The sequence below is a fragment of the Vreelandella nanhaiensis genome (assembly GCF_003990185.1).
In the GTDB taxonomy this organism is placed as follows: Bacteria; Pseudomonadota; Gammaproteobacteria; order Pseudomonadales; family Halomonadaceae; genus Vreelandella; species Vreelandella nanhaiensis.
On record NZ_RZHF01000008.1, the window covers coordinates 141,665 to 154,379 of the forward strand.

The window sequence follows — 12,715 nt, forward strand, 5'->3', positions numbered from 1 at the left end:
TTCACGCTCGGAATGCTCCCATGCCTTTTGAAACACGCCGTTTGGCCGAACTGGCCGACCACGATGCTTTTATCAAACGTCACAATGGTCCTGATGCCACTGATGTGGAGACCATGTTAAAAGTGCTCAACATGAAGCGCATGGAAGACCTGATTGAGCAAACCGTACCTAGCGATATACGCCTGGAACGCGAACTTAATCTGGATGAGCCCCGTAGCGAGGCCGAAGCATTAGAGTACTTGAGCCAACTGGCCCGTCAGAACCGCGTAGCCAAGAGCTATATTGGCCAGGGGTACTACGGTACGTATATGCCTGCCGTCATTCAGCGTAACGTGCTTGAGAACCCGGGCTGGTACACCGCGTATACCCCCTATCAGCCGGAAATTTCCCAGGGCCGTTTGGAAGGCCTGCTGAACTTTCAGCAGGTCATCATGGATTTAACCGGCATGGAGCTTGCCAATGCCTCCCTGCTGGACGAGGCCACGGCCGCAGCTGAAGCCATGGCCTTATGCAAACGGGGTAACAAGAAGAGTCGGTCCAACGCCTTTTTTGTTGCTGATGATATCTTCCCGCAAACCCTGGATGTGGTAAAAACCCGCGCTGCGTTTTTCGGATTCGAACTGATTAGCGGCCCAGCAGATACATTGGCTGATCACGATGTGTTTGGCGCCCTTTTACAATACCCATCCGCCAGCGGTGAAGTCCGCAATTTGGCGCCGCTTTTAAGTGCTGCGGCCGAACGTAATATCATGACCTGTGTGGCATCTGATCTGCTTAGCCTGGTACTGCTTAAAGAACCGGGTGCTTTGGGTGCCGATATTGTTATAGGCAACTCCCAGCGCTTTGGTGTCCCCATGGGGTTCGGAGGCCCCCATGCCGCCTTCTTCGCGACCTCTGACAAGCTCAAGCGCTCTATCCCTGGCCGAATTATCGGCGTTTCAAAAGATAGCCGGGGCAATACGGCGCTGCGCATGGCCATGCAAACCCGTGAGCAGCATATTCGCCGGGAAAAGGCCACTTCTAACATCTGCACGGCTCAGGCGTTGCTCGCGAATATCGCAGGTTTCTACGCAACCTATCATGGTGCTGAGGGGCTGCGTAAAATTGCTGGCCGCGTGCATAGGCTGACCACTGTGCTGGCGGAAGGCTTGCACCAGGCAGGCGTTAAGCTGGTACATGACAGCTGGTTTGATACGCTGCGTCTCACCGAGATTGACGCAGGCAAGATTCATGGTCGTGCCATGACGCATGATATCAACCTGCACTACTTCGCCAATGGCGATGTAGGTATCAGTCTTGATGAGACCACCACCGCACACGATGTCGCCACGCTCTTTGATGTACTCCTGGCTGACGAGCACGGCCTTTCGGTGGCGGCGCTGGATGAGCAGATTATCGCTAACGGTACAACCGGTATTCCCGACGCCTGTCAGCGAGATAGCGACTTCCTTGATCACCCGACGTTCAGTCGTTACCGCAGTGAAACTGAAATGCTGCGCTACCTCAAGCGCCTGGAGAACAAGGATTTATCGCTTGCTCATGCGATGATTCCGCTAGGCTCATGCACCATGAAGCTGAACGCTACCAGTGAGATGATTCCAGTTTCCTGGCCTGCATTCGCCCACCTGCATCCGTTTGCTCCTCGCGATCAGGTAGCGGGCTATCATCAGATGATTGATGAACTCGCCGCGTTTCTGGTGGAGATTACCGGCTATGACCATATTTCCATGCAGCCAAACTCGGGAGCACAAGGTGAATACGCCGGTTTGCTGGCAATTCGCCGCTATCAGGCAGCCCAGGGTGAAGCGCATCGTAACGTGTGCCTGATCCCTAGCTCGGCGCATGGCACCAACCCGGCTACGGCTGCCATGGTAGGCATGGAAGTCATCGTTGTGGAGTGTGACCAGCAAGGCAATATTGATGTTGACGATCTTACGGCGAAAGCTGCCGAGCACAGCGACAAGCTCTCAGCGATCATGATTACCTATCCGTCTACCCATGGCGTATTTGAATCACAGGTACGCAAGGTATGCGAGATCGTTCATCAGCACGGTGCGCAGGTATATGTAGACGGCGCCAATATGAATGCCAAGGTAGGCCTGACCCGTCCTGGCGATTTTGGTGGTGATGTATCACATCTTAACTTGCACAAGACCTTCTGCATTCCGCATGGTGGCGGCGGCCCGGGCATGGGCCCGATTGGCGTAAAAGCGCACTTGGCGCCCTATGTATCCAACCATGTTGTGACGCCGATCAATGGCGTCAATCCTGAAAGCGGAGCCGTCTCTGCCGCTGCTTTTGGCAGCGCTTCCATTCTGCCCATCTCGTGGGCCTACATCAAAATGATGGGCGCACGTGGGCTGCGTGAGGCTACCCAGTTGGCTATTTTGAATGCCAACTATATTGCCAAGCGCTTGGAAAATGCCTATCCCATCTTGTACCGCGGCGCCAACGGGCATGTGGCCCATGAGTGCATCATTGATATTCGCCCCCTCAAGGCTACCTCAGGCATTAGTGAAGAAGACATTGCCAAGCGTCTGATGGATTACGGATTCCATGCGCCGACCATGTCGTTCCCGGTACCGGGCACGTTGATGATTGAGCCAACCGAATCCGAGTCGCTTTATGAGATCGATCGTTTCTGTGATGCGATGATTGCCATCCGTGGCGAAATCACGCGTATTGAACAGGGGGAGTGGACGCTTGAGAATAACCCGCTAGTAAATGCTCCGCATACTCAGGCTGATATCATGGATAGTCACTGGGATCGCCCCTACGACAGGCAGCTGGGTGCGTTCCCAAGTGAAGCCGTGGCGGCTTCCAAGTACTGGCCAGCGGTTAATCGGGTCGATAACGTATTTGGTGATCGTCAGCTGATCTGCTCGTGCCCAAGCATTGACGAGTATCGTCGCTAATTATCTGGCCCGTTTCGAATAGCCTAATTCCTGATACCCGATTATTCGGGTATCAGGGGCGTTCGTTCCTGAATACGCTGTTTACAGAACCCCTCCAGCAGCTTTTCATAGCGCTTGGGCAACACTGAATCGCGGCGGCGTAACAGGTATAGCTCTTCATTCACCGCATGAGGAAGGGTTAATGCCTTTACCTGCCGCTGCCAGGGTGACGTTTCCAATACCAGCAGCGATACCACCGTAAACCCTAGCCCACGGGCAACTGCATCCAGCACCATGCTGACTTCGTTGGTAAACCCCTGATAGCGAAAATGGGTCATGGAGCGAAACTCGCCAGGATAATTGGTCCTCAACAAGGTATTGGCATGGTTGATGCCATCGTAATAGTTGAGAAAGCCAATCCCCATTAAATCGGAAAGCGTATTTCCGGCAAAATCGGCGGGCACTACCAGACAAAGCGGCTCTTTATGCCATAGCGTACAGGTAAGGTCAGGATGGTTAACCGCTTCAGTGACAATACCAATATCGTAGCGCCCTTCCAGCAGGTCATTTACAATCTCATGATTAAACGCAAAGCTGTAATTGACGGTTAAATTAGGGTGCATCTGTTGCTGCCCTAAAATAAACGGATAAAACATGAGCCCTACACTGCCTGGGGAAGCAATTCGGCACTCGCCGCTATCCAGTGAGTCATCATCCAACCCATGACGAAACTGTTCATGCTCGGCAAATAACTTTAGGGCATAATCATAAGCACGACGTCCAGATTCGGTCAGGGTAAAACTCCGCCCTTTACGTTCAAGCAGCGTTTTATCTAGATAGTTTTCCAATTTACGTACGTGTTGACTAACCCCGGGCTGAGTCATCTCCAAGCGCTGTGCCGTTCGCGTAAAACTACCGGTCTCTACTAACGTAATAAAGGTTCTAAAATAGAGCGCATTAAACATAATAAAACGCCATCTTTACTTGCCACCGTGTATGCTCAATTTAGCTATAGGGTAGCACAGATGGAGTTAGCACTGGCGCGCACTGTACCACCTGCCCGGGCGTGATAGTATGCCAATAGATGCAAAGACGAACAGGAAACGACGTACTAATGACTCCAACCATTCAGCCTTACGCGACTATTTCCAGCATAATTTCTCCCGAAGGGAGCCTGGAAGTATTATCCCAACATGAAGTTAATCGCCTGCAAAGCACTTCACAAAATGGTCTGCACGATTTACTACGCCGCTGTGCTCTTGCCGTCTTAAACTGTGGCAGACCAACCGATGATAGTGTCGCCATTTTAGAAGCCTATAAAGATTTTGATATCGAAGTCTTGCAACAGGATAGAGGTATTCGTTTAAAGCTCACTAACGCTCCGGCAGAGGCATTTGTTGATGGGCAAATGATCCGCGGTATTCGCGAGCATCTCTCTTCGATCATTCGTGATATTGTCTACGTCTATAACGAAATCCAGCAACATAACAGGTTTGATTTAAATACGGGTGAAGGCACGACTAACGCGGTTTTTCATATCTTGCGTAAAGCCGGCACCTTAAAACCAGGCCGGGACCCAAGCCTAGTTGTGTGCTGGGGCGGCCACTCTATTTCGCGCGAAGAGTACGAGTACTCCAAGGACGTTGGCTATCACCTTGGGCTACGCGATCTGGACATCTGCACTGGCTGTGGTCCTGGCGCGATGAAAGGCCCCATGAAGGGGGCCAATGTAGCCCATGCCAAACAGCGCCGAAAAGATAGCCGCTATCTAGGAATTTCTGAACCCGGAATTATTGCGGCAGAGGCACCCAATCCAATCGTCAATGAACTGGTGGTAATGCCTGATATTGAAAAACGCCTGGAAGCGTTTGTCCGTCTGGGCCATGGTATTATCGTGTTCCCAGGCGGAGTAGGTACAGCCGAGGAAATCCTCTACCTGCTGGGCATACTTCTTCATCCAGGCAATCGCGAGATTCCTTTCCCGCTGATTTTTACCGGCCCGGCGGATTCAGCGGCTTATTTTCAAAAGATAGATGAATTTCTGGTGTATACCCTGGGTGAAGAGATACGCCAATACTACACCATCATTACCGGTGACCCAGTGGCAGTGGCCCGCAAGATGCGCGAAGGAGTCAATACAATCAGGGAGTTCCGCCGCCATCAGCAGGATGCCTTCTACTACAATTGGCGTTTAACGATTGCGCGTGAATTTCAGGCGCCTTTTGAACCTACTCATGAGGCCATGCGTGGGCTCGCCCTTCATCGCCAGCAACCCAAGCACGAACTGGCCGCCAACCTTCGCCGCGCGTTCTCGGGGATCGTTGCAGGTAACGTTAAGGAACAAGGGATTCGGGCAATTGAAGCTCACGGCCCCTTTGTACTGACTGCTGAACCTCTACTTATGCAGCGGCTGGATGAATTACTTAGCTCTTTTGTCGCGCAAGGCCGCATGAAGCTGGATGGTCAGCCTTACACGCCCTGCTACGTGCTAAAGTAAGTTTGTATAGTTAAACGTTGATGATGGGCAGCCGTAAAAGCGGCTGCCCTACATTCACTGCTGGAAACACGATGCTACTGATCGCCCTATTTACTCTTTTAGCCGCTGGCATCGTTAAAGGTGCCATTGGCTCTGGCGTCCCAGTGCTGGTGGTCCCAGTACTCACCATGCTTTATGACGTTAAACTGGCTATTGCCGTCCTGGTGGCGCCTAATTTGTTTAGCAACATCGTTCAAATATGGCAGTATCGCCACCACCTTTTACCCGCCCGGTTTCTGATTGCCTTTTCACTAGCAGGTGCGATAGGCATTCTTGTCGGCACATGGGGATTAGTCGTTTTATCTCCTGAACTACTCTCGTTAGGCGTTGCGGGCGCGATTATCATTTATCTATTTATCAAAATTACCAATCGTCAACTTGCACTTTCCTATGCTACCGCCTCGCGTATTGTTATTCCTGTCGGCTTGCTGGGGGGGATTCTTCAAGGTGCGGCGGGCATGTCGGCTCCCGCCTCCATCACATTCTTGAATGCAATGCGCCTGGAAAGGCCTGTGTTCATCGCCTCCATTTCCGTTTTTTTTGTCGCGATTACCTGTGTACAGATTCCGGCCCTACTGAGCACAGGCATCCTCACTATGCAGCGTTCGTTATTCAGCATTGTGGCACTCTTGGTCATTTTGCTTACGATGCCTCTCGGTTCTCGCTTAGGTAAGCGCTTGCCTCATCACTGGTTCGATAATTTGATTATGCTACTGCTTGCCGGTATATCGCTCAAGATCATTGCCGATACACTACTCGCCTAGGCATTTATAAACTCAAGCGATACAAGCAAAAAATCGCAAACGCGCTACACTGACAAGTGTTTGGGGCAGTTGCGGGTACGCTCATGACACTCGCAACATCAGATGCTACCTGCCGATATGTATTCAACGATCAAGGAGAGGAAGAACCATGTCAATGATTGACCAGCTACGTGATGGGAAGACTAAAGCGTTTGCTAAGCACTGCTATGAAAGCCATTCTGCTGAAGATCTTCGAGCCGCTGCAGAAGGTCCAGCCGATCATGCACAAATTGAACACTGGGAAATTTCTGAAGGCCAGTGGGAAGAAGCCGTTGCTGCTGCTTTGGCAGATCATGAAGCAAAAGAATAGCTTTTTTTAGCAGGCTTATTATGTATAGCCGCCCGTTTATTGCTAATAGCGGTTACACATCAATTGCCTGCTAACAATTATCTGATGCTTACTATTAACAACTATCAAAGTAATTGGTTATGTTGGTTACCCCGCTTTTTTTAGGAAACCAACAACTATTCGGGGAGTCCTATCGTTAGTAGGTATTGAAGGAAACCAAGGAGAAAGGCCATGTCCATAATGATTGATGACGTACTGGTAATTCCTAAAACTGATATTGATGAAGATCTGTCAGTGGACGACAAAAGGGAATATTACGGTTTGGTGGATAATCGTGATGAGCATCATCCAATACCCAGAGATGTTATATTCAAAGTAGTATCCGTTAATGATGATCATTACGAAATAAAAATACTGGATATAATGACGTCCGAACAGCCATGATTTTCTTTGCATGCTGTAATTAGCAAAAGCACTGGTTACTATTTGGATCAAACAGCCAGTGCTTTTTTTAAAAACCTATTGCTTAACGGTTACTTTGCGCAAGTCATCAACACTTACCCCTTCAGGCAGCTCAGACTCATCGGCGGGTAGCCATACTGGCGATAAATCGCTATCTTCACGCCCATCCTTATGGGTATGACCAGGAATACGATATACCACCCTATTTTGATGATCATCCCAAGCAAATATACGATCCATGCTGCTCTCCTAAAAACCAATAACCTCAGCATAGCATCAATTTTTAAACCATTTATTTGTAGAGTGTTTATTAATAGACGACAAAAACGCCGCTCGGCATGACCCGTAAGCGGCGTTTTAATTTTAACTGGTCGGAGTGACAGGATTCGAACCTGCGACCTTTGCAACCCCATTCCATTTAACCCATATTTAAGCAGAAACTAAAAGGAACAAGAAACAATATTAACATATTGAAAATTAATAAATTAATTATGAATCATAGTTTTGCCGTTGTTTCCCACTGTACCCCGTTATATTCTGCTTTTGCTACCTATTTGCTACCTAGAAAGTAAGAGACCAATCATGACAACCACGGGAAAGATGAAGCTAACCGGCACAGCGCTTGAGCAGCTAACCAAGGAGCCGTCGAGCGATAACGTCTTCGATACTGAATTGGCTGGTTATCATGTGAGGCCGGGCAAACGTGGTTTAACCTTCCGCTTGTTTTATCGCACAAAGACAGGTAAACAACGCATTCTTACGATTGGCCGTTATGGCACATTAACAGCAACCCAGGCGCGCAAAAATGCTACTGAAGCTCTAGCTACCGTGGCTCAAGGTGGCGACCCGCGTGCGGTGCTTGAGGAAGCAAAAGCTGAGGAACAGCGCCAGCAAGAACAAACGCTGCGAGCATACCTAGATGGCCCCTACTCTGCTTACCAGAATCGCAAGAAGGACGGCAAAGGAACTTTGCGCCGAATCCAAAAGGATTTTTCTGACTGGCTAGATAAACCCATGAGTAGCCTCACCCGTGCAGAGGTTGAACGTTGGCAAGCTCGTCAAGAAACTAAAGAAAAACCACTGGCCTTTAGCAGTCTCAAGCGTTCTTTCGACGCCATGCACGCCATGTTGATTCACGCCACCGAGCGCAAGGTAATACCAGCCAACCCATTGATGGGTATTAAGCTGCAAAAGCCAGCGATGAATGACGACGATATGGCTGAGCAAGCGTCACAACGACGTTATCTTGAAAATAATGAAGTTGAAGCACTATTTACTGGCTTGGAAGCTTATCAAGAAATGAAGCGTGAGCAGCGTCGCCGCAGTCGCGCTCATGGGAAATCATACCTGCCCGACCTGGATAGCTTGGTTTATGTTGATCATGTTAAACCGTGGGTTTTGACCATGTATTACACCGGCTTTAGGCCCGGCGATATTACCGGCCTTCGCTGGGAGCACATCAATCTGACCTTTGGCACGATCCGAAAGGTGATAGAAAAAACAGCGCATCATCACCCCGAGCCAATGACTTTCCCTTTATCTTCAGCCGCCCTTAACACATTGGCTATCTGGCACAAGCAGGTAGGCCAACCAAAAACAGGCTTGGTATTCCCCTCGCATCGCAATGGGAAGCGAATGGACAAAACCGCCATGCAAAAACCGTGGGCAAGGATACGATCACTTGCCGAGCTGCCAAATGACCTAGTTCTATATACACTTCGCCACAACTTCGCGTCCCAGTTGGTTATGGCTGGCGCTGACTTGCTGACCGTTTCGAAGTTAATGGCACACAGCGATATCCAGACAACTATCAAATATTATGCCCATTTGCGTCCCGATCATGCGCGGGATATTGTTGAATTGTTCGCGAAGCAAGTGGATATGTCGGATCAATTGCCACCTGGACAAATACCTTGATCAAAAAAAATCCCTATTAACACTAATCAAAATTATTCAGAAATACGAATGGAGTTGGCTTCTAGCCCCGCTGGAGAAAACGGTGACAATTACTACCTAGCTCCAACCCCGCCAGAGTCAATCGGTGACAGATACTACCTAGCTCTAACCCCGTCAGAGTCAATCGGTGACAGTTGCTACCTAGTACCAAGAATACGCTGGTGCCAATCGGTGCCAGGTAGTACCAGGTGCAAAGCCCAACTTTTTTGAGGCTGATACTGCACAATACTCACTGACTCTGGCCAACCAACAACGACAGAACAACGTCCTGATAAATCACCTTGAGCAAAGTACCTGGGCTTCTTCCAGCAGATAATCCAACCCGCAACTAAGCTGATTGATCGCGTGGAAACCATGTCACTGCCTCAACGCCACCATATCAACGGCATCAGCAATTTCACCATCTCCAAACAGGATACGGTTTTTGAGAGTTATAGTTGCGATGGACAGCTCCGTTCATCGAGGTGAATGCGATCTTCCGTCTCAGCGCTTATATGTTTGGTGACCAAGTGGATGAGGGTTATGAGAAAGTCGTCAGAGCGACGAGCGACGCTGAACGCATTAACATAGGCACAAATCATCTTACCAAAGAGCAGGTAGAGAATATTGCCCACAAAGACCCAGTAACGACTCATGGCAAGCCCAAGCCACTAGAACCGGCCATTTCCACATCATAACCATGAATATGGATATGGATATGCGCCAAGTAACAGTGACAGCATTATCTGCTAGCTATCCGGCTCGCCCCCTAAGGCTGAAATACATTATGTCGATGGGCTGAAAACTTGGACTAGGCGCTTCGCCACAGCTCTACTAAGCGCGTCCTAATTGATTATTATGCGTTGCTTAAAACAAATACTGGCAAGTTTGAACGCGGCACCTTTTTAGATGCGGGTGATCTGGTTTCTTACCATCAGGACATTGGTGCCGATGAAGACGAATAATAATGATAGCTTCTACTTCATTCTAGCAAGATGGAGGTTCGAGGGCTCAAACTATGCGATATTCTAAAGCTTTGTTGATCCCGGTGACGGACTTGCGTTGGGGTACGGAAACCAGTAGTGATAAAGTCACGATAAGATTAAGACCGCGACAAAAATGATAACGTTAATGAGGCAAAAGCATAATTATGCGAATCACTGTCACCATAGATGATGCTCTATATGAACAGGCGCGAGAGCATGCAGGACAAAGTATTAATACACCGTCAGAACTCTTAAACGAGGCTGTAAAGACTTTTGTGCAAGTACAGACAGCTCGGCGTCTTGCTGCCTTGGGCGGCACTGCTCCTGAGATGCTAGATATACCTCGCCATCGAGGGGATGCCTCAAAAAAATAAGTGCCTTAACCGGCACTCCAGTTTTATTGGACAATTTCAAAAAAAGGTCAGGCATCTCGTTGCCTACTGATCGGGTTACCTGAACGCTAGACCAGATAATTGAATGGCGTGGTAAGCCACGATCCGTTCGCTGTGATAACGTGCCAGAATATATCAGAGGTATGCTATCAGCATTAGCGGAGATTCGAGTTGTTCAACTTATATTTATCCAGTCGATACTGAGTGAAATAAACGCACGACGCTCTCTGCACGATCCGATAGCAGTTCAGCACAGCGTAATAGTGCTTCGTCCAGTGCTAGCGGCCCATCCGCCAAAGCTAATACAGCGGTTACGCCTTCATCATAAGCCAACTGTCATCCCTCACCGAGGCTACCCGCTAACACAACTACTGGAACACCCATTTCCCGTGCGCAGCGGGCAATGCCAATTGGGGTTTTCCCTGCCATACTTTGACCGTCTAGCCTTCCCTCGCCGGTAATGACCAAATCGGCAAGCTCAAGTCGTTGTCGAAACCCCACCTGGGTCATCACCAATTCAATACCTGGACGCAGCTCTGCCCCGAGAAAGGTGCATGCCGCGAAACCCATCCCTCCAGCTGCCCCTGAACCGGGTAATTCACGGAAGTCTTCTCCCAGAGTCTCAGTCACCTTGCTGGCGAAATGTGCTAGTGCAGCATCCAATATGACGACATCTTTTTCGCTAGCGCCTTTTTGAGGGCCGAATACAACACTGGCACCGCGCTCACCGACCAGCGGATTATCTGCATCCACGGCGGTCTCAACAATCACCTCAGACAGGCGCGAATCAAGTCCATCAAGCTCCACTTGAGCAAGATTGATCAGAGCCGCCCCACCGGGCGACAGAGGTCGTCCTTGGTCATCAAGCAATCTTACTCCTAAAGCTTGCAGCATGCCTGCATCCGCAGCGTTGGTCGCACTCCCCCCGCATGAGTATTATGCGCTTGGCACCCGCGTCAAGAGCGGCGATAATCAGCTCACCTACCCCACGGGTGGAGCTATGCAGTGCCGTGCGCTCCAGAAGAGTCAGGTGCTGCAGACCACACGCTTCAGCCAGTTCGATATAAGCTGTGAAATTAATGGGATGCCAGCCCCACGCTGCCTGACGAAGTTCTCCCAAAGGTCCCTGCACCGTCTGGTAATGCCGCTCCGCTCCTGTAGCGTCAATCAAAGCATCCAAAGTACCTTCCCACCATCGCCCATCGGGCAAGCATCATACTGTGCAGATGGTAAAGCTCTACGAATACCGTCAGTGATCGCGCTAACGGCCTCGCTAGCCGAGAGAGCATCTTTATAGCTATCTGACGCTAGAATGATGCGTATCGCTTACCTCCTCTAGGTTCTCCTTAGGATGGCGTGCCGAGCGCCGGGTGCTGTTTCGCAGCATTGGCGTTACCGGGAGCATGATGTGCTCCGTATTAATGTCGATCTGATTGATTTGCGCCATTAGTAGCTCAGTAGCCTTCAAGACCATTAATTCCACCGGCTGTTTCAGGGTTGTCAGTGAATGACTCGGCCAATCCGCCATCGGTATATCGTCGAAACCAATGACCGAGACGTCATCAGGCACTGCAAGACCGAATTCATGCCGCAAGGTATCAATAGCAGCGATTGCCATCAGATCGTTAGCACAAAACAGCGCATCCGGTGGTGTTGAATTAGCAAACAGGCGCCTCGTCGCATGGCAGGCATCTGCGTAACAGTAGTTACCTACCTCCATCGCATAGCAATCCACACCCACGTCGGCAAGTCCCTTCAGAAAGCCTGCTTGCCGCTGGAGGTCGGTGGAAGAGTCTGGCAACCCTGCCAGATAGGCAATACGGCGATGACCAAGGGAGGAAAGGTAGTGACCTGCCCAATAACCCCCGCTGTAGTTATCACTGCCGACCTGGCTTATACCATCAAAATTGACAGTTCGATTGATGACAACGAAAGGAATACCAAAATCCGCTACCTCCTCTGCCTGGGCGCTGTCCATGGTTATAGCCAGCATCAGCACCCCCTCGACTTGGCTTCTAATTATGTCGTCGATTACCGTAGCGAAACCGTTATCTGACGGAGCAAAGAAAAGCTGAAGATGGTAGCCCTGTTGCTGAAAATAGCGTGACGCCTTTTCCAGCATGACACTGTAGAAAGGATTTTCGAGACTGTAAGCCACTACAGCAATGGTACGACTCGATCTGGTGATCAGCGAGCGCGCAATGGAGTTGGGGCGATATCCTAGCTGCCGGGCTGCCTCCAACACCTTTTTGCGCGTTTTCTCCGCCACCTTGGCATCAGCTGAAAAGCTGCGACTCACTGCTGACTGAGACACGCCAGCTAACTTCGCCACATCGCGGGAGGTTACGGATTTCCTTTTCATGCATCACGCTCCCAGAGGGCCGTTTAGATCATATACAGCCCGATTCATCAGAACCA

10 protein-coding genes and 2 pseudogenes are annotated in these 12,715 nt (G+C 50.0%); 8 read left to right on the top strand and 4 right to left on the bottom strand.

Annotated elements, in window-relative coordinates; all coding sequences use genetic code 11:
* Nucleotides 1–20 precede the first annotated feature (20 nt).
* On the top strand, nt 21–2,915 hold the full coding sequence (gene gcvP, locus ELY38_RS07440; RefSeq protein WP_127060994.1) for an aminomethyl-transferring glycine dehydrogenase: 2,895 nt from the start codon (nt 21–23) through the stop codon (nt 2,913–2,915).
* Between the two features lie 41 nt (nt 2,916–2,956).
* Here the strand turns inward: gcvP and ELY38_RS07445 are convergent, their stop codons facing one another.
* The gene (locus ELY38_RS07445; protein ID WP_127060996.1) at nt 2,957–3,859 is read right to left on the bottom strand and encodes a LysR family transcriptional regulator; all 903 of its coding nucleotides are present in this window, start codon (nt 3,857–3,859) and stop codon (nt 2,957–2,959) included.
* A 149-nt stretch (nt 3,860–4,008) separates the two neighbouring features.
* On the opposite strand from ELY38_RS07445, the gene ppnN reads away from it, so the two are divergent.
* From ppnN to ELY38_RS07465, 4 genes are all read left to right on the top strand, one after another.
* Nucleotides 4,009–5,391, top strand: coding sequence for a nucleotide 5'-monophosphate nucleosidase PpnN (gene ppnN / locus ELY38_RS07450; RefSeq protein WP_127060998.1), 1,383 nt, complete (start codon nt 4,009–4,011; stop codon nt 5,389–5,391).
* A gap of 71 nt (nt 5,392–5,462) precedes the next feature.
* A complete protein-coding gene (locus ELY38_RS07455) occupies nt 5,463–6,194 on the top strand; it encodes a sulfite exporter TauE/SafE family protein (protein WP_127061000.1) in 732 nt (243 codons plus the stop codon).
* A gap of 148 nt (nt 6,195–6,342) precedes the next feature.
* Complete coding sequence (locus tag ELY38_RS07460) at nt 6,343–6,543, top strand: hypothetical protein (protein ID WP_127061002.1); 201 nt, start codon at nt 6,343–6,345, stop codon at nt 6,541–6,543.
* Nucleotides 6,544–6,753: 210 nt separating this feature from the next.
* A complete protein-coding gene (locus ELY38_RS07465; RefSeq protein ID WP_127061003.1) occupies nt 6,754–6,966 on the top strand; it encodes a hypothetical protein in 213 nt (70 codons plus the stop codon).
* 75 nt (nt 6,967–7,041) lie between these two features.
* Here ELY38_RS07465 and ELY38_RS07470 read toward each other — a convergent pair whose 3' ends face one another.
* Entirely contained in the window at nt 7,042–7,224 is a 183-nt protein-coding gene (locus tag ELY38_RS07470; RefSeq protein ID WP_127061005.1) for a hypothetical protein, read from the bottom strand.
* A 342-nt stretch (nt 7,225–7,566) separates the two neighbouring features.
* Here ELY38_RS07470 and ELY38_RS07475 point away from each other — a divergent pair, with 342 nt between their 5' ends.
* The 3 genes and pseudogenes from ELY38_RS07475 to ELY38_RS19615 form a co-directional block, all read left to right on the top strand.
* Nucleotides 7,567–8,901 carry a site-specific integrase gene (locus ELY38_RS07475; protein ID WP_127061007.1) on the top strand — a complete coding sequence of 445 codons (1,335 nt, stop codon included), beginning with the start codon at nt 7,567–7,569 and terminating at the stop codon, nt 8,899–8,901.
* Between the two features lie 1,168 nt (nt 8,902–10,069).
* Nucleotides 10,070–10,279, top strand: coding sequence for a type II toxin-antitoxin system VapB family antitoxin (locus tag ELY38_RS07480; RefSeq protein ID WP_126982055.1), 210 nt, complete (start codon nt 10,070–10,072; stop codon nt 10,277–10,279).
* A 56-nt stretch (nt 10,280–10,335) separates the two neighbouring features.
* Nucleotides 10,336–10,491, top strand: a pseudogene (locus ELY38_RS19615) (IS3 family transposase); the annotation flags it as partial.
* A 142-nt stretch (nt 10,492–10,633) separates the two neighbouring features.
* Here ELY38_RS19615 and ELY38_RS19620 read toward each other — a convergent pair.
* Together ELY38_RS19620 and ELY38_RS07490 are read right to left on the bottom strand one after the other, a co-directional pair.
* Nucleotides 10,634–11,620 (bottom strand): annotated as a pseudogene (locus ELY38_RS19620) (glycerate kinase).
* Nucleotides 11,595–12,659 carry a LacI family DNA-binding transcriptional regulator gene (locus tag ELY38_RS07490; RefSeq protein ID WP_127061009.1) on the bottom strand — a complete coding sequence of 355 codons (1,065 nt, stop codon included), beginning with the start codon at nt 12,657–12,659 and terminating at the stop codon, nt 11,595–11,597. Before ELY38_RS07490 ends, ELY38_RS19620 begins: the two are co-directional and overlap by 26 nt.
* Nucleotides 12,660–12,715: the final 56 nt, after the last annotated feature.